The organism is Runella sp. (assembly GCF_965279615.1).
Taxonomy (GTDB): Bacteria; Bacteroidota; Bacteroidia; order Cytophagales; family Spirosomataceae; genus Runella.
In genome coordinates this window covers 2200322-2218751 of the sequence record NZ_OZ257252.1, presented here as the reverse complement: position 1 = coordinate 2218751, position 18430 = coordinate 2200322, and the positions used below count along the sequence as shown (strand labels likewise).

The window sequence follows — 18430 nt, the reverse complement described above, 5'->3', positions numbered from 1 at the left end:
ATGAGTCATGTTTATAATATTACTGCAAACCTTGTGCCTGCCCCACAGGTTCCGACGGATGCAGACTTTCCAAGACTGAATTCTCCTCTTTTTAAGTCTTCCGGGAGTATTTATAAACCTTGCGCCTGAACCACAAGTTCCGCGAGGTCAAAGACTTTGACGGTGTCTTCTTTTTCTTTGTTTTTAACACCGTCGCTCATCATGACCATACAGAACGGACAACCGACCGCAATCGTATCTGCGCCCGTACCCAAGGCCTCTTCAATGCGTTCAATATTTATATCTTTCTTTCCTTTTTCCGGTTCTTTAAACATTTGTGCGCCGCCCGCTCCACAGCAAAGGCCTTTGACTTTGGATCGCTTCATTTCGACTAAATCAGCATCCAACGCTTCTAAAACCGCTCGGGGTGCTTCGTACACATTGTTGGCGCGGCCGAGGTAACATGAATCATGGAAGGTGATCTTACGCCCTTTAAATACACCGCCGCCTTCAATCTTTACTTTGCCGGCGTTGATGAGTTGTTGCAAAAATTCCGAATGATGGATCACTTCGTAGTTGCCGCCAAGTACGGGATATTCGTTTTTGAGTGTATTGAAACAATGAGGGCAGGCCGTCACGATCTTTTTAACGCCGTACATATCCAACACCTGAATATTGGACATGGCCTGCATTTGGAATAAAAATTCATTGCCGGCGCGACGGGCGGGGTCGCCGGTACAGCCTTCTTCGGTGCCGAGTACAGCAAATTTTACACCTACTTTATTCAGTATCTTAACAAAGGCAATGGTCACTTTTTTATAACGGTCGTCAAAGGAACCTGCGCAACCGACCCAAAACAGCACTTCGGGGGTTTCGCCGGCAGCCGTCATTTCGGCCATGGTTGGTACTTTTAATTCGCTCATTGATTTTTAGAATTGCTTTAAAATGTTGATTGTTAACCGTTCTTGGAGGTATATGTTAAATGATCCTGGCTTCGTCCAGATCCAATTGCGCTTCGTGATGGCGCAGCATTTCGTCGTCAAAAAACTTCTCTTTACGGAGCAAAAACAGCTCTTTTCGTTGGGCGGAAATAATATCGTGCAGCACTCGATTGAATTCATCTACTTCGTTCCTGTCCACTTCGTTAGACTCTAATGATTCCAGTTTTTTTGAAGTCAGAGCCATAGTGCTTTCCAACTGCGCTTTTAAATTTTCCACCAATTCATTTTCGGCCATTTCTTTGGTATACAGATCGTTCAAACGGGTTAACGCCGCATGCATCAATCGCAGGCGAACGCCTGCTTCCTGTTCCTCGTCGGGAATGGCGCTGTCTACTTCTTTGATTTTCATCCATCGCAGGATAAGGGGCAACGTGAGTCCTTGAAATACCAAGGTAACCAAAATAACCACAAACGTAATAAACAGGATCAGGTTACGCTGCGGAAACGGTTGCCCATCAGACAGGGTTACCGGGATGGCCAATGCCGATGCCAGCGAAACAACGCCACGCATTCCTGCCCAACTGACCACAAAAACGCCTTTCCAGCCGGGGTCTTCCTCATTGTTACGGATGTGTTTGCTCAACATTCTGGGCAAGTAGGTGGCCGGATACATCCATAGAATGCGAATCGCAACCGTAACCAAACTAACGAGAAGGCCATATTTCAGTGCCTCAAAAAGTGAGTAATTGCCCAGACCATCCACAATGACGGGCAATTGCAGTCCGATCAAAATAAATACCAATCCGTTTAATACAAAGGCAACGGTTTTCCAAACGCTTTGGGATTGAAGACGAGACCGATAACCAAAAAATTCGTGGGAACGAAACGATAAAAACAACCCGCCGCTTACCACGGCCATAACGCCTGAGTAGTGAAAATGTTCGGCCCCGATGTACATAAAATAAGGTCCCATAAATGTGAGTGCTGTATCAATGCTGGGGCTTGTGGGCAACCAACGATGCACTACGTAAAAGAAATGGGCAACAATAAGACCTACTACAATACCCATCAGGGTTACCACAAAAAACTCCGTAGCGGCTTTCTCAAACACAAATGTTCCTGAAATAACCGCTGCAAGGGCAAAGCGGAATACAATTAAACTGGAAGCGTCATTGACCAAACTTTCCCCCTGTAAAATGATTAAAGCACGTTTTGGCACTTTTACGCTTTTCAAAATAGAAGTAGCAGCTACGGCGTCGGGGGGAGAAATGATGCCGCCCAATAAAAAACCCAAAGCCAACGTAAAACCCGGAATAAAGGAGCTTGAAACAAACGCAATGATGCAGGAAGTAAAAATAACCAACCCAAAACCCAACAGCCCGATGGGGCGTTTCCACTTCCAGAAATCGGCCCAGGAAGTGTACCACGCGGCTTCATAAAGCAATGGCGGCAGGAAAATAAGGAAGATAAGATCGGGACTGATACTGAACGCCGGAACGCTCGGAATAAAGCTGATAAGCAAGCCGCCGATCACCAAAAAAATAGGATAAGATATGCGCAGCTTTTGCCCCAACATCACCAGCATGAATACTGCGAAAAGGAGTGAAAGTATGAGCAATATTTCTTCTTGGAGCATAATGAATGCGGTTATTCCATAAATGATTTGGATTTTTCCTAATGCAAAGTCGGTAATTCTCTAAATTTTTCCAATGTTTGTCTAAAGATTCAATTAAACAAATGAAAACCGTATATAAATCACACCCTTGGCATGGTATTCCCATTGGGGATAAAGCTCCCGAAGTCGTTACAACCTTTATCGAAATTGTACCGACCGATACCGTTAAGTACGAAATTGATAAACTGACGGGCTACCTTAAAATCGACCGTCCACAGAAATACTCAAATATTGTTCCGGCATTGTATGGCTTTGTGCCCAAAACCTATTGCGGAGATGCGATTGCGGAATTTGCCCGCCAACAGTCGGGACGTAACGATATTAAAGAAGGCGACGGTGACCCGTTGGATATTTGTGTTCTTTGCGAAAGTACCATTCCTCACGGTGATATTATCTGTCAGGCCATTCCTATCGGCGGTTTGCGCCTGATCGATAAAGGCGAAGCCGACGATAAGATCATTGCCGTATTGAAAGATGATTTGTTGTACAGCAAATACAAAGATATTACGGAACTGCCGGAAAGCGTTATAAATCGTCTGCAACATTACTTCCTGACATACAAAAACTTACCGGGAGAACCCATGACGTGCGAGATCGCTAACGTGTATGGTCGTGATGAAGCTCACCAAGTAATTCGTAAATCCATTACGGATTATCTGAATAACTTTGGAATGTTGTAGTGAATTAATTTCCCCGCAGCTATTCGCCGATTTTACCAACTCTGTACATCTGCGTTTTTAAAATTTGCGAAAAGCTGTGGGAAACCTTTTTCACTGTTTTAATACTACTTCACTCAGAAATTTATCCGTTTCGCGGAATACACCTTCTAAGTCTTTGGAAGTAAAATGGGAAGCAATGACGTGTTCACCGGCGTTGGGAAGGGCTGCTTTTCGCTTTTGCGAAGCGGGCGTTCCCAACTCATCGTACGCTTTCAGCATTTCTGCTACCGACACCACTTTGTCCTGATTTTCTTCATCCTTGTAGTAATAAAGCATCAAAACGGGCATTTTTATTTTAGCAAACGTTTCCGGTTTTACAATAGCGTCCATCGTCTGTTGAAGTGCCAACACTCCGTTGGTATGGTAGCGTGTGAGCCAATAATTGGCGCGGTCGGGCGCATAATGCGTAATGTCGCGGTGCGAACCACCTATTTGTTGTAATAATTGTTTGCCCCAAGGTCCCGTTGCTAACGCCAAACCATTGACTTTGAAGCAGGGAGAATAAAGAATGAGTGCTTTGATCTCCGGGTGTTCTGCTGCAATATAAGCGCCCAATAATCCACCCGCCGAACAACCGATCACAATCACGCTGTCGCCCAAGGCTTTCCCTACGGAAATGGCGTATTTGGCTCCTGCCAGAAAATTTTCAGGCGTAAGGTTTTTAAAGGCATCGGGACTTTTTACACCCGAATCGTACAAACGGGCCAAATAAAGATTACAACCGTATTTTTTCGCCAGTTGTTTATGGATAGGGTCACCTTCGGCCCAGCTTGCCCCAAATCCGTGGACATATACGATGCTGTATTTGGTTTTCTGTTTTTTTGCCGTATCGGCCCAAACGATTCGGGCTTCGTTGTCGGGTTTAAGCTCAAATTGAGATTCCGTCTCTTTAATGTCTTTTTCAAGTTGAACCACATCAGTGATCAAATCAGGAAGGGTAGGGGAAAGCGTAGCTTTGTCGGGGCGAGGGCCGATAAAGTAAATAATGACCAATGTTGCGAGCACAATACCGGCCCATTTAAAAAACTTTTTCATTTGGTTACAAAGGTTTCGGGAAAGGGTACAAATGTAAGGAAACCATTAGTTTAAGGTTATAAAATGCTTTAAATAATCATGACCCTTATTCATTCAATGTACCTAAACACTATGCTTCGTTTATCTATCTGTTTTTGTTTGATGTTTTTGTTAATGCAGGCCGCACCTGCTCAAACAAATATTCCATTGCCCGAGCATCCGCGCCCCGATTGGCAGCGGGCTAATTGGCTCAATCTCAACGGCGATTGGGAATTTAGGTTTGATAAAGAGGATGTCGGTTTGAAACAGGGTTGGGCCAAAGGAACTCAAAAATTTCCCTTAACCATCAAAGTGCCTTTCCCGTGGGGAGCGCCGCTGTCGGGTGTTAAAGACGAGGCCGATATTGCGTGGTATCAGCGTACGATCTCTATTCCGAAAGATTGGAAAGGTCAACGCATATTTGTGGTCATCGGTGCCAGTGATTATAAAACAACCGTTTGGTTTGGCGGTAAAGAATTAGGTACGTTTGAAGGCGGTTATGTTCCGTTCGAATATGAGTTGCCTGCTGCAAGTCTGAAAGTCGGGACGAATCAAAAATTGGTGATTCGGGTAGACGACGTACGCCGCGATTATGCCTTGTACGGCAAACAGGGCTACGGCAATGCCCGTGGCATTTGGCAAACCATCTATTTGGAAGCGCGCGCCGATAATTACCTGGAAACCCTGCATTTTGCGCCCGATATTGACAACGGAAAGGTGAAAGTGACGGTTACGCTGCCCAAAGCGGCACCGCAGGATTTGGAGCTAAAACTGACCATTGCCGGAGTGTCTTCGGTTCCTGCTCAAACCATTGCAAAAGGACAAACACAACTTGCTTTTGACGTAGCAATACCTGATGCTAAGCTTTGGACGTTGGACAATCCCCATTTGTACGAAGTGGAAGCGTCGTTGGGAAGCGATAAAGTTACTTCCTATTTCGGGATGCGAAAGATTTCAGTAGTCAATCTTCCGGGCACAAACTATCCTTATTTTGCCCTTAACAATCAACCGATTTACCTTCAGTTGACTCTCGACCAATCGTACCATCCCGAAGGTTTTTACACCTTCCCGACCGATGAATTCATGAAAAATGAGATCAAACTGGCCAAAGACATTGGACTGAACGGCATCCGGACGCACATCAAGATTGATGTGCCGCGTAAGTTGTATTGGGCCGATAAATTGGGGCTGTTGGTGATGTCAGACCTTCCCAACTTCTGGGGCCAGCCCAATGCGGAAGCTCGTGCGGAATCAGAGCGTGTTTTACCGCAATTGATCAAACGTGATTTTAACCACCCCGCCATTTTTTCATGGATTCTTTTTAATGAAACTTGGGGGTTGCGCACTAAAATTGAAGAGAACGGCAAAAAGGTAGATAGGTATTTGCCCGAAACCCAAAAATGGGTAGCAAGTATGTACCATAAGGCCAAAGCCCTCGACCCGACCCGTTTGATTGAAGATAATTCAATTTGCTGCGGTGCAGGTCATACTGAGACCGACATCAACTCATGGCACGAATACCTGCCCGGTTATGGATGGGATGCTTATCTCAAAAATCTGACGTCTAAAACGTTTGAGGGGGCTACGTTCAACTTCGAAAAAGGCTACAAACTCAGCAACAATCAACCCAACATCAACTCAGAATTCGGCAATGTATGGGGCTATGAAGGCAGTTCGGGCGATGTAGACTGGACGTGGGATTATCACCGATCGGTCAATGCTTTTCGCAAATATCCATTGGTGGCAGGTTGGTTATATACCGAGCACCACGACGTGATCAACGAGTGGAACGGCTATTATAAATTTGATCGTACGCCAAAATATACCGGATTGGAGGCATTCGTGCCGGGCATGACCTTAAAAGATCTGCACGCCGATATTTACATAACTTCCGGACAGGACATTTCATACAGCGTACGTCCGACAGAAGTAGTGCAGGTGCCGTTGACGATTTCGTCGATGACGGGCCGAAATGATTTGGGAAATGAGTTGACCCTGAAAGTCGAATTGAACGGTTGGGACGCGTTTGGGCAGGAGAAGAAATGGCAGAGTTTTACCAAGACCATTCCCTATAAACCGTGGATTCAACAGGCTATTTCGCCGCTTTATGTGGTGATGCCTTCTGAAAAATCGGTAGCGGTGTTGGCGCTGACGTTGCAGGATGCAAAGGGAAATATCCTGAGTCGTAATTTCAATACATATATCATAGAAAAACCTCAATCGTCGGAAACGGAAACGGTAGGAGGTCAAAAGCTGCGATTATTGACGATTGCGCCCAAACAATTCAGCGATGCCAAATGGACATTGAAACAATGGAATGTACTGGACGGCCTGAAAGTAAACGGTGCAGGAAGCGGTTATTTTGAATATAAGATCAAATGGCCGACTGATCTCAAAGCCGATAACGTTGGCGGGGCATCATTTATCATGGAAGCCTCGGCCAAACAATTGTTTGGAAAAGATAAGAACGGCGAAGTGAAAATCCCTGAAAATTATATGCTTGGCGGCGGTACGTTTGACAATAGCCTCAACGTCAATTCATACCCTATGACCGATGATTACAAGTTTCCGAGCGATGTGGCCATCAGTTTCAACGGAGTGTCGGCCGGTAAACTTAATCTGCCCGATGACCCTGCCGATCACCGTGGTGTATTGTCGTGGCATTATCAACTACAAGATAAAAAACTTCGCGAAGCGGGAAGTTACGGTTATCGTGTAGAAGTAAACGTGCCTGCCGAAGCCCTTCAAAAAGCATATCAAACGGGCGAGTTAGTGCTTCGTTTGGCGGTGGAAGGCAACGGAGGATTGGCCATTTACGGCGAAAAATTCGGTATGTACCCTTTTGATCCAACGGTGATCGTGAAGGTGAAGTAAAGTTTGAGCGTGGCGGCGGTTTCTCAAAACCGCCGCCACGGTAGTGAGGCAGGTTTCTTAAAACCTGCACCTTTTTCAACTCATATAGGATGAAATACACGTTCATAGGTACATTTCTTGCTGCTTTGGGTTTGGCGGGTTTGAATTTCAGACCACCTGTCAAGGCTTCAAAACCTAACATTATCGTCATCATGGCCGACGATATGGGGTTTAGTGACATTGGGTGTTACGGGTCCGAGATTCCCACGCCACACTTGGATAACCTTGCTAAAAATGGCGTCAAGTTTACGCAGTTTTATAATGCGGCCCGTTGCTGTCCCAGTCGGGCGGCGCTGCTGACGGGCGTGTATCCGCATCAGGCGGGAATGGGCGAAATGGTGGTGACGAAAGTAAAAGATCGGGCGCAGGAAAACCCTTACCAAGGTTGGCTGAGTCGACAAACCGCTACCGTAGCTGAAGTGCTTAAAACGGCAGGATATCAAACGTTTATGTCAGGTAAATGGCACGTAGGCGAAGAGCGCGCCGATTGGCCTTTACAACGCGGATTTGACCGTTATTTTGGCCTTATCAGCGGCGCGTCGAGCTATTATGAAGTCTTGCCCGGTCGATTGGTGTTGGAAGACAATGAGCCTTACACTTTGCCCAAGGATTTTTATATGACCGATGCCATCAGTGATAAAGCCGTTGAATACATTTCATCCAACGAAAAGACAAATCAGCCTTTTTTTCTATACGTAGCCTATACCGCACCCCATTGGCCCCTGCATGCGCCCGACGAAGAAATTCAAAAGTTTAGAGGGAAATACAAAAAAGGCTGGGATGAATTGCGGAAAGAACGTTACCTCAGACAGCAAAAAATGGGACTTTTCGACAAAAAATACGTCTTGCCGGAGCGCGATCCTGAAATTGCTTCCTGGACAAACACCCCCAATCAGGACGAATGGGATTTGAAAATGGCCACTTATGCCGCGATGGTGAGCCGAATGGATGCAGGAATTGGCAGAATCGTAGAAAAACTTCGAGCTAATGGACAACTGGATAACACAATGATCGTGTTTTTGTCGGATAACGGAGCCTGTTCGGAAGTGTTGGATGCTCGTGCAAAAAAAGATTTGGGAGACGATGCGTATGCCGTTGCGCTGAAAACGCCGGCGGGACAAAAAGGCTCTTATACCACTTACAGCAAAGAATGGGCAGCGGTAGGCAATACACCTTTCCGGATGTACAAACAATTTACGCACGAAGGCGGTATTGCTACGCCCATGATCGTGCATTATCCGAAGCTCATTAAGAAGTCTTTTCAAACACCGCAGGTCGGCCATATTATTGACCTTATGCCGACGATTCTTGACTTGGCCGAAGTGGAACATCTGAGTGGTAAGCAAAACCTGAAACCCGTGGAAGGAAAGAGCTTAGTGCCGATTTTGCAAGGAAAAACCCGTAAAGACCACAATTATTTGGCGTGGGAACATTTCGATAATCGCGCCATTCGTCAGGGAAAATGGAAATTGGTAGGACTTAAAGGCAAAAGCCAATGGGAACTTTATGATATGGAAAACGACCGTACCGAGACCAAAGATTTGGCGCAGGCTTATCCTGAAATCGTGGCACAGTTGACCGAAAAATATAATCAATGGGCTGAAAAAGTAGGAGTGAGAAAGTGACCTGTCAAGAAAGAATTAACAACATTAAATAAATAATCAATCATAAGTAGAATCATGCCTATTCACACTGTTACAAAACGTTATAATCAGTTTTTGCTGCCTTTTCTGTTCTTTTTTATTCTCCAAATTGCTTCGGCGCAGAAAAAACCGTTGCGGTTATTTCTTATTGGCAACAGTTTTTCGCAAAACGCGACGCACTATTTGCCCGAATTGAGCAAAGAAGGTGGGCATGAGTTGATTATCGGAAGGGCCGAATTAGGAGGTTGTTCGTTGCAGCGTCACTGGGAACATGCCGCTGCCGCTGAGGCAAACCCCGAAGATGAAAAAGGAAAACCTTACAAAGACAAATCGCTGAAAATGCTTTTATCGGAAGGAACGTGGGATGTTATTACACTTCAGCAGTATTCCAAGATTTCCACCGATCTGAGTACGTATGAACCTTACGCCACAAAGCTTTATGAATACGTCCATAAGTTACAACCCAACGCCCGCATTGTTTTCCAACAAACGTGGGCGTATCGGTCGGATTCCAACGATTTTGGACAATTGACGGAAGGTGGAGAGGCTAAAAGTGAGCAGGAAATGTGGGAGAAATCACGGACTGCTTACCGTACCACTGCCGCGTCGTTGCATACGGTGGTTATTCCAACGGGCGATGCATTTTGGCAAATGAGCTCAAATCCGAAATGGGCGTACCACAAGGACAAAAATTTTGATTTTAAAAACCCTCCGCCAGCCACCTTGCCGGATCAGACCCATTCACTGCACGTTGGTTATTCGTTGAATAAAGACAAATTAGGCTTTGATTCACACCATGCCAGTCCGGCAGGATGTTATTTGGGCGCATTGGTTTGGTATAGTTTTCTGTTTCAGGAATCGCCGGTCAAGTTGACCTTTGTGCCTGAAAAAGTGCCTGCCGATTTTGCCAAACAATTACGAAAAACGGCTTGGGCAACCGTAAAAAAAGATTTAAAAGCCTCCGCTCATTAATTGCTAATTTTTGAAACTTATTGATCAATCATGCGACAAATTCTGTTTTTCCTTTTTGCTTTATTCTGCGTTGTTACTGCCCAAGGCCAATTGGTAAGTGATTCTGTATTGATCGAAGGCAATTACCGCACGTTTCATTTTCTGAAACCCGCCCAACCGCAAGCGTCCCTGATGTTTGTTTTGCACGGTTCAGGAGGCAACGGGCGGGGTCAACGAAACGGTGCCCAAAAGATCGAAGCCATTGCACCCACTGAAAACATTCTTCTCGTATATCCCGACGGTTACAAAAAGTATTGGAACGAGTGCCGCAAAACAGCGCAATCGGCGGCGAACATGGAAAACATCAACGAAAAGGATTTTTTTCAGTACATGATCACTTACTTCCATAAACAATACGCCATTGATACCAATAAAGTATTTGCCGTGGGCACTTCCGGCGGTGGGCACATGGCTTACAAACTGGCAGTAACGATGCCCGAAAAATTCAAGGCCATCACCGCGCTCATCGCCAATCTACCCGATACTAACAACATGGATTGCGTCGAAAAACGCATGGCTATTCCGGTGATGATCGTAAACGGAACCGCCGACCGTACCAATCCTTACGAAGGAGGCGAAGTAAAAACGAATGGTATCAGTTTGGGACTTGTTCGCTCCACCGACCGTTCGTTCAAATATTGGTATGAATTGGCAGGTTACGAAGGCGCTCCCACAATGGAAACGCTGCCCGATACCGATCCCACCGATGGCCGGACCATTGAAAAATATACTTACAAAACGCCCGGTAAGCCTGAAGTAACGTTGCTGAAAGTCATTAATGGAGAGCATAATAACCCTCGTGACATTGATGTTTATCTGGAAGCTTGGGCCTTTTTTAAGCGACAAATGGTGGAGTGATGACTAACAGTGTTTTAGCCGTGGTTCAGGTTTTGAGAAACCTGAACCACAGACATCAATATGCATTTACCCCGTAGGGGTTACCTGTTTGTAGCTCAAAGAAATAGTTCATCTGCGAAAGTGTGCCGTAGGTACACCCCTGACAGTTGCGTACCTACGGCACGCGGCGATGATTTAATATTTTATTTCTCTACTACAAATAGGTAACCCCTACGGGACATAAATACCCTTGGCTTTAGTTTTTTTGGTGTTTCTCATCAACAATTTTTCGAGTAGAAAAGATTGGCGGAGAAGACACACAACAGTAAAGTTCCAAATTGTTAATGCGAACGTTTAATGAACAAACTACTTCTTAAAGTTCTCTTCTTTGCATTACTTGCCAAGCTCTCTTTACATCATCAGGAAGCAGTTTCACAAACAACTTTTCTGATAAAAGGAAGAATTACAGAGGCGTTAACCGGTCATGCAATTCCGTTTGCAACCGCATTTTTAGATGGAACTACCATCGCAGTTGTCGTCGATTCGGTTGGATATTTCCAAATGATTGTTGCTCAGCCGGGAATATATGTCTTAGCTGTAACCATGACGGGCTATAAACTTTCAAAAAAGAATATCTCCGTTTCGGCCAATTCAACCGTTACTACTGTTAATTTTTCGTTGGAAGCATTGACTGTCAGCCTCAGCGAAGTACAGATCAAAGGAAAACGCGATAAAGCATGGGAGCAAAACTATAAGCGATTTGAAAAGCTATTTTTAGAAAACAGTTTCGGAAAAGACCGGGTTGTTATTCAAAACAAAGAAATTCTTAATTTCACTACTGAAAATAACCTGTTTCGGGCAAATGCGCCAAGCGTGCTGAACATCGAAAATCATTATTTAGGATACAGAGTTCATGTGCATCTTGAAGAATTCAAAAAAGACAATCAATTACTGCACCTGCTTACAACAACAAGATTTGAGCCGATGATTTCCCTAAATGCTGAAACGCAGCAACAATGGGAGAAGCATCGCAAAGATGCCTATGCAGGTTCGTCGCGGCATTTTTTTGCAGCGCTTTATAAAAACAGACTGACGGAAGAGGGTTTTGATGCCCATTTGTTAAAATCAAATTCGGTACCAACGCTGCAAAATCGTTCCTTTTACGGAAATCGTGAGGGCTACCAAAATCTCTCAACGGATTTGATTCTTCAAAAAACGGACAGTAGTGCTAAAAAGAGATTATCGTTTCGAACTCCTATTGAAGTAGTGTACACAAAGCAGTATGTGTCAAGGCCTGTTTTTAGAGATGCACCTCACCCTTTCTCCATCATTCAGATGAAACGACCAACGACTATTGACTCATCAGGTTGGATAACCGACCCTTCGGCCATTGTGCTATTTGGAGATATGAGCAAAAAAGGAGTATCTGAATGGTTGCCGTATGATTATTCCCCTTTGCCGCAACCCCATTCAATGGTTGTGCCTTCAAGTCAACATTCGCCAATTATTTCATTGGAAATAAACAGCCGGTCTTTTTTGGCCGGAGATACAATATGTATTCAGGTAGATGTTCGGGATAGTTTAAGCCCCAAAACACTGACCAAACCTTATACATTGATTTTTGAGCTGAAAAAAGGCGATGTGCTTATGAAGAAATACCGAATTAAGACAGAGAGTAGAATTATCGAAACGGCAATCTCTCTGCCCGATAGCCTTCCTTCGGGTGCTTATACGCTTTGGGCTTATACCAATAAAATGCGTTCGCTAACTCCAATGCCGCTTTTCGGCACTTCTTTTTCGGTGATGAATTTTCAAAAGAGATTCGGAGTTTGGCAAACTGAATCCAGTGCAGTTTCGGAAATACAAAAAGAATATGATAATGTAGCTCACGATTTCATCGAGGGGACGGTGATTGATGCTAAAAAGCGACAGCCAATTGCGAATGCTCATTTAACATTGGTGCCGATCGACTCCCTTTTTCGACATCCTTTCTTTTCCGATACCGATAAGGCAGGTCAATTCCGGGTATTCGATTCAACGCTTTTCTACGGTGTTTTGAAAACCGTCGTGAAAGTAGAGAACAGGAAAGGGCATCTAATTGATGCGATTGTGCGGTTAGCACCTGAAAAATCATGGATTCCTGCCAACGCATCGAAACCGGCAGCATTGGACAGCGTGTCTTTAAAAAAACTGTTTCAAAGGCACATTGAAAGAAATAACAGCCACATACAGAGAGAAGGCAAAACGCTGTCTGAAGTGATTATAAAGGGAAACCGAACCATTGATTTTAACTATGATTCAGACAATCATTTGCTTTGGAAAATCTATGACGAACCCGATGGTTATATTCTGATGGATGAGAAAAAAAGGAATTTTCAAACCATTTTAATGTTGCTGTCAAGTCATATTCCAAGTTTGACCATAAAAGGCGATGGAATAGGGGTTCCTTTTACTTATACATTCAGAGGGCCAAATACGATCACGTCGACCGGTGGCAATAACGCTTTACTGCCGGGGCCATTATTTTTAGTGGATGGCGTTCCGGTAGAAGCCCCACGTTATCAAACTGATTTTTTACTAACGCTTTTGCCAACGGATATTAATAGAATTGATTACTTGACCAATAAGGCAGGTACATATGGCGTGAGCGCTTCCATCAGCATTGTTATAGCCATCTACACCAATCATGGTAAAAGCAAATCAACGAATAATGGACTGGGTAATTTGATCATTGAAGGATATCATTCATTAAAATGCCGTTAGTAATTCCTTTTGCGTAGAGAAATCTAAATCTTCGAACAAAAATGAAAAAAATCTTCCTTCTCCTTTTTTTTTCACCCCTTTTAGCAGTGGCTGATGTATATATGCCGGCCATTTTCAGCAGTAGTATGGTATTGCAGCAACAATCCAACGTTACGGTATGGGGGTGGGCGCAGCCGGGAGAAAAAGTGACGGTGTCGGGAAGTTGGCAAAGCGAATCGGTGAATACAGTAACCAACGAAAATGCCCTTTGGAAATTGACCATTGTGACGCCGAAAGCGGGCGGCAGCCCTTATACCCTGACCATTCAGGGACGTAACAAAATTGTGTTGGAAAACGTACTCATCGGCGAAGTGTGGTTGTGCGCGGGGCAATCCAACATGGAATGGAGCGCCGAACATGGTGTAAAAGACGCCAAAGCAGAATTACCTACGGCTTATAATGCCAACATTCGCTTTTTCAAAATGCCCAAACTCACCGCCGAAACGCCTCAAATTGATACGAAAGGTACATGGGCTGTGTGTGACTCACTGACATTGAAGCGATTCAGTGCGGTAGGATATTTTTTTGGTAAAAAACTGAATCAATCGCTCAACGTGCCCATCGGCCTGATCGACGTGGCGTGGGGAGGTTCCTACATTGAATCGTGGATTCCCGAACATTTGGTCAATCTCTTTCCCAATACCCGCACCTCTGCCGAAACCATGATTCCGAGCAAAGGATGGCCGCGCGAGGCGGGTTATATCTATAATGGCATGGTGGCACCGCTCACACCGTTTGCCATTGCCGGTGCGCTCTGGTATCAGGGCGAGTCAAACCGCCATTATCCGTCTACGTATTACCAATTGATGCATTTAATGGTGGATACATGGCGTGGCGCTTGGCAAAAAGATTTTCCGTTTTACTACGTTCAGATCGCTCCTTTCAATTATGGTGATGCCACAGAGTTTAAAGCACCCGCTGTGCGTGAAATGCAGACTCGCGCCATGGATATTACCAAATCGGGGATGGTGGTGGTAACGGATTTGGTCGATAACCTGAGCGATATTCACCCGGCGTATAAAAAAGAAGTCGGTAATCGCCTGGCAGGCTGGGCACTGGCTGAAACATATAACCAAAAGATTGGCAACTATAAAAGTCCACAATACAGATCAATGCACGTGGAAGGCAGTAAAGCAATTGTGACCTTTGACTACGCCGAGAGCGGACTTGCTGCTAAAGGCGGCCCATTGACCGAGTTTGAAGTCGCAGGGGCAGATCATATTTTTTACAAAGCCGAGGCGCGTATTGTTAAGAATAACACCGTTGAAGTGACTTCTGAAAAGGTTAGCCAACCTGTTGCGGTGCGTTTTGCCTTTCGAGATACGCCCGTTCCCAATTTATTTAACAAAGAAGGCTTACCTGCCATTCCCTTTCGAACGGATGATTGGAAATTGGGAAAGTGACGGAAAAATGACAATCTATAGGTTTTTAACCTATCAGATTGTCAGATTACTACATGGATAATAGCGTATCAGCGGAAATACCCAAATTATAATGTAATTCCTTAATCATTTTGAGGCTTAATTTTCTTTTTCCGTTTAATACTTCTGATACTCTGTTCTCCCCTCCAAAATACTTCGCTACATCTTTCTGAGAAAGCTTAAGTTCCACCATTTTATATTTGATGGCTTCAATTGGGTTGGGCTTTGGAATCGGATAATGCTTTTTTTCATACTCTGAAGCGAGTATTGTAATTGCCTCTAAAATTTTCTCTTCCTCAGACCCTTCAGGACACTCCAATAAGCGTTCAATCATTTCATTTGCCTCGGCAAACTCTTCATCGTTTGTGATTGGCTTAATTTGAATAGGTCGATTTTCCATTATCATAATGACAGTTGATTAAAGCGTTGAAATGTCTTTTATTTTATCGTACTCTTTGTGAGTATCAACGAACCTAACATAAACAGCGTGGAACTTATACCGGAAATAGGCCACTAACCTGTATTTGTTGAGTGCTATGTTAAAAACAATCCTACCGTTCCCAACTATGTCCGCATCTTTGAAATCCTTGATTACCTGATTCGGACTTTCGTAGGTGTTCGCTTCCATTTTTTCATACCACATTTCCAATGAGGTTCTTGCATCAGGATGCTGTTCCCAAAATTCCCTTAAAGTTTTATGTGAGTATATTCGCATAAAGGCAAAAATAGAAAAAAAGTTCCACAATTTGGGAACTTACCTTTAAGCGCATTGATCAACGTTTTTGGTTTGACAGCAGCTATGAGTTACGGCGGTTGCATAGAATACTGCCGTAACTCATAGTTTTTATAACCCGATCTGGACTCGGAATCCCGGCATTACATTTTTGAAAAAGCCATTGAAATAAATTTCGGGCTGTATTTTGAACATTCCTTTGGTGGCAACGGTCATGGAAAGATTCCATGTGTTTTTGTCAAAAATATCGACCCGACGCATTACCGAATGTCCCAAATAGATTCCGAAAAGGATGTGATTGGGATTGATACGTTTAGATTGGGTTCTTCTGAAATCATAAATGGTGATACCTGCGTGTACAAAGCTATTGGTTTGAGCACCAAGACGTTGGGTAATGTCATTGCGTTCGGTAAAAAACAGGCTGCGCCAACCTAAAGTGTACCCGATAAGGCCATATCTGCTCGGCACAAAAGAAAAATCGGCCTGAAAATTAGGAACCAACTGATTCCGGAAAGCCCCCAACCCGACTGAAGGGTGAATGGCAATAAAATCCGCATTTTGTGTTTCGACCGTTTTAAAGGAAGGAGTATCTGAATCGGGAGCATATATCAGATCGTAGCGAAAGCCTGCTTTCTGTAAATTATGGTGCGGATACTTGGCTACATCCTGTAAGGACTGTCGAATTTTAGCATTAGCAATTCCTTTTTGGACAAGCGCCTCAATATCGTCTAATCGGTTCATTACCAGACAGAAATAAAGGTGTTCGTTTAATTGCACCGACCCTGATTTTGTTTTTACAGGTTTGAGAAACGTGTGAATGATCAGCAACGTATCCTGCACATCTTTGATGAGCAAAGGCTCACTGCCCCCGACCCTGAATTGAAATCGCTGCTTTGCAGAGGCTTGTTCGGTAATATCAAGTTGGTGCTGATTATTATCCAAAAGTTTGTAGGTCGCAATGCGAGAGCTGGTATTTTCGGCCAATGCGCCTTTGATCTCTCTGTACTCTTTGGCAAACAGCATCAAAACAGAGTCAATGTTTTGAAATTTCTGCAAGTCCTGCACGGTGCGGGCGTAGGCGAGCATCTTATTTCCCTGTCCCAGATCAAAGCTGTATTTGCTGTGGCGGTCCAGCGCGCCGGGCAACACGCCCGGTAATTGTTGGGCAAAAGCGTGGCTGAGGATGCTCACGCAGAGCATCGTGGTGATGATGATTTTCATGGTAATCGGTAGTTGCGGAGCGCCGCACCGGTTTGTTAAAAAGTGGCTGTTAATCGGCCTTGGAAGATTTGTTTTTAAAATAAGATGTTAAGGTACTTTCAGATTGATTGTTGGCATTGGCTTTCCAGTTGATGACGATAAATCCCCTGGCTTTTGCTTCTTTTTCCCGTGCTTCCGCTATCTCAGCTTTCTGATAATCAGCCAACTCATTGGCGTGAACAATTTTGAATTTAGGTTTTGCCGTGATTTTTGCGGTCAATTTATTGGTTTGTGGAGTGGTTTCCGGTAATTGAGTAATGGAAATTTCTATGGGGGTCTCGGGGGGGACGTCGGCAAGGACTGCGCGTCTGCGGTTCAAAACCTTGCCGACGTTATCGGTACCAACATTTTCGTTAGATTCGGCAAAGGCTATGGCCTGAGAAATCTTAACTCCCGATAGCTGTTCTTTTGGCTGTTTTTGAGACAAGATGTGTTTCTTTACCGGCAAATTCTCTTTTTTTAAGTTATTTTCAGCAACAATCAAAGGTTGTTCTTTCGCTATCGGGGAAATACTTTGTTTTTTTACTACTGATTGATCAACAGCTGGTTGATTTGGCGTTTGTATTGTTTTCCACCAAACGCCTCCCGCCAAAAACAACAATGCTGCTGCCGCCGAAATACGGTAATTGGATGCCTTCAGCGCAGTAAACATTCCTGTTAAAAAGAACGGTTTCTTTTCGGGCGCAGGATGCAGTTCTGTTTGGAGTTTTTGCCAAATGGCGCTTTGCCTGAAATTTTCAGGCGAACTGTCGAGGCTCTCCATTTCCCCACGTATCCATTCATCAAATTGTTCCGTATTGCTCATACCCTCGTTGTTTTAAAAGTTGTTGCAGCATGGCTCGCGCTTTACTGAGTTGAGACTTTGACGTTCCTGCGTTGATATTCAGCTGTTTGGCAATTTCTTCGTGTGTGTATCCTTCAATAATGTACAAATTGAAAACAGTCCGATAGCCCGTAGGCAACTCCAAAATAGCCGCATAAATAGCCTCAGTATCAATGACATGGTCAGGTATGTACACACCTGCTTCCGCCTCGTCGGAATCCGTAAAGACGGGCAATGCTTTTTGGTGACGCAGGTGCATGAGGGCTTCATTGACCATGATTCGTTTGAGCCATACTTCCAGGCTGTTGTCGTCGCGATAATCAAAATTAGGCAACCCTCGAAAAAACTTCAGAAAACCGTTCATTAATACTTCTTCGGCGTCTTCCTGAAGCCTTACGTAGCGCATGCATACCCGAAACAGGCGCCCCGAAAAGGCTTCGTACAACCGATTTTGCGCGAATCGGTTGTTTTCTTTGCACATTTCAATGACTTTTTGCCAGCGATACACAGGGATGATATTGGGTTTCAATCATAGAAATGCAGAAAAAGCGACAAGGGTTGCCCGGCATATAAAAAAAGCGATTTTTCTCTGAAATCGCTTTTTTTCGTTCTATGCTTTT

General features: G+C 44.4%; 15 protein-coding genes. 7 read left to right on the top strand and 8 right to left on the bottom strand.

Going from position 1 to position 18430, the window contains the following annotated elements; translation table 11 throughout:
• Positions 1-110: 110 nt before the first annotated feature.
• Entirely contained in the window at positions 111-902 is a 792-nt protein-coding gene (locus tag ACQY73_RS09705) for a (Fe-S)-binding protein (protein ID WP_428664826.1), read from the bottom strand.
• 55 nt (positions 903-957) lie between these two features.
• On the bottom strand, positions 958-2556 hold the full coding sequence (locus ACQY73_RS09700; RefSeq protein ID WP_428664823.1) for a Na+/H+ antiporter: 1599 nt from the start codon (positions 2554-2556) through the stop codon (positions 958-960).
• Between the two features lie 101 nt (positions 2557-2657).
• Here ACQY73_RS09700 and ACQY73_RS09695 point away from each other — a divergent pair, with 101 nt between their 5' ends.
• Positions 2658-3275 (top strand): inorganic pyrophosphatase, encoded by a 618-nt coding sequence (locus ACQY73_RS09695; protein WP_428664820.1) that lies wholly within the window; start codon positions 2658-2660, stop codon positions 3273-3275.
• A 90-nt stretch (positions 3276-3365) separates the two neighbouring features.
• Here ACQY73_RS09695 and ACQY73_RS09690 read toward each other — a convergent pair whose 3' ends face one another.
• A complete protein-coding gene (locus tag ACQY73_RS09690) occupies positions 3366-4349 on the bottom strand; it encodes an alpha/beta hydrolase (RefSeq protein WP_428664817.1) in 984 nt (327 codons plus the stop codon).
• A 111-nt stretch (positions 4350-4460) separates the two neighbouring features.
• Here ACQY73_RS09690 and ACQY73_RS09685 point away from each other — a divergent pair, with 111 nt between their 5' ends.
• The 6 genes from ACQY73_RS09685 (at position 4461) to ACQY73_RS09660 (ending at position 14976) form a co-directional block, all read left to right on the top strand.
• Positions 4461-7241, top strand: a complete 2781-nt coding sequence (locus tag ACQY73_RS09685) for a glycoside hydrolase family 2 protein (RefSeq protein WP_428664814.1) — start codon at positions 4461-4463, stop codon at positions 7239-7241.
• Positions 7242-7330: 89 nt separating this feature from the next.
• Positions 7331-8905: an arylsulfatase gene (locus ACQY73_RS09680; RefSeq protein WP_428664811.1), complete on the top strand. Its 1575-nt coding sequence runs from the start codon at positions 7331-7333 to the stop codon at positions 8903-8905.
• Between the two features lie 54 nt (positions 8906-8959).
• The gene (locus ACQY73_RS09675; protein ID WP_428664809.1) at positions 8960-9895 is read left to right on the top strand and encodes a DUF4886 domain-containing protein; all 936 of its coding nucleotides are present in this window, start codon (positions 8960-8962) and stop codon (positions 9893-9895) included.
• Positions 9896-9925: 30 nt separating this feature from the next.
• Positions 9926-10792: an alpha/beta hydrolase family esterase gene (locus tag ACQY73_RS09670; RefSeq protein WP_428664806.1), complete on the top strand. Its 867-nt coding sequence runs from the start codon at positions 9926-9928 to the stop codon at positions 10790-10792.
• Positions 10793-11128: 336 nt separating this feature from the next.
• Positions 11129-13534, top strand: coding sequence for a carboxypeptidase-like regulatory domain-containing protein (locus ACQY73_RS09665; protein ID WP_428664803.1), 2406 nt, complete (start codon positions 11129-11131; stop codon positions 13532-13534).
• 41 nt (positions 13535-13575) lie between these two features.
• A complete protein-coding gene (locus ACQY73_RS09660) occupies positions 13576-14976 on the top strand; it encodes a sialate O-acetylesterase (protein WP_428664800.1) in 1401 nt (466 codons plus the stop codon).
• Between the two features lie 49 nt (positions 14977-15025).
• Here ACQY73_RS09660 and ACQY73_RS09655 read toward each other — a convergent pair whose 3' ends face one another.
• The 5 genes from ACQY73_RS09655 to ACQY73_RS09635 form a co-directional block, all read right to left on the bottom strand.
• Positions 15026-15394 (bottom strand): helix-turn-helix domain-containing protein, encoded by a 369-nt coding sequence (locus ACQY73_RS09655; protein ID WP_428664797.1) that lies wholly within the window; start codon positions 15392-15394, stop codon positions 15026-15028.
• An 18-nt stretch (positions 15395-15412) separates the two neighbouring features.
• The gene (locus ACQY73_RS09650; protein WP_428664794.1) at positions 15413-15709 is read right to left on the bottom strand and encodes a type II toxin-antitoxin system HigB family toxin; all 297 of its coding nucleotides are present in this window, start codon (positions 15707-15709) and stop codon (positions 15413-15415) included.
• 129 nt (positions 15710-15838) lie between these two features.
• Entirely contained in the window at positions 15839-16948 is a 1110-nt protein-coding gene (locus ACQY73_RS09645; RefSeq protein WP_428664791.1) for a hypothetical protein, read from the bottom strand.
• 49 nt (positions 16949-16997) lie between these two features.
• A complete protein-coding gene (locus ACQY73_RS09640) occupies positions 16998-17792 on the bottom strand; it encodes a hypothetical protein (protein WP_428664789.1) in 795 nt (264 codons plus the stop codon).
• Positions 17770-18339: an RNA polymerase sigma factor gene (locus ACQY73_RS09635; RefSeq protein WP_428664786.1), complete on the bottom strand. Its 570-nt coding sequence runs from the start codon at positions 18337-18339 to the stop codon at positions 17770-17772. Before ACQY73_RS09635 ends, ACQY73_RS09640 begins: the two co-directional genes overlap by 23 nt.
• Between the last annotated feature and the right edge of the window lie 91 nt (positions 18340-18430).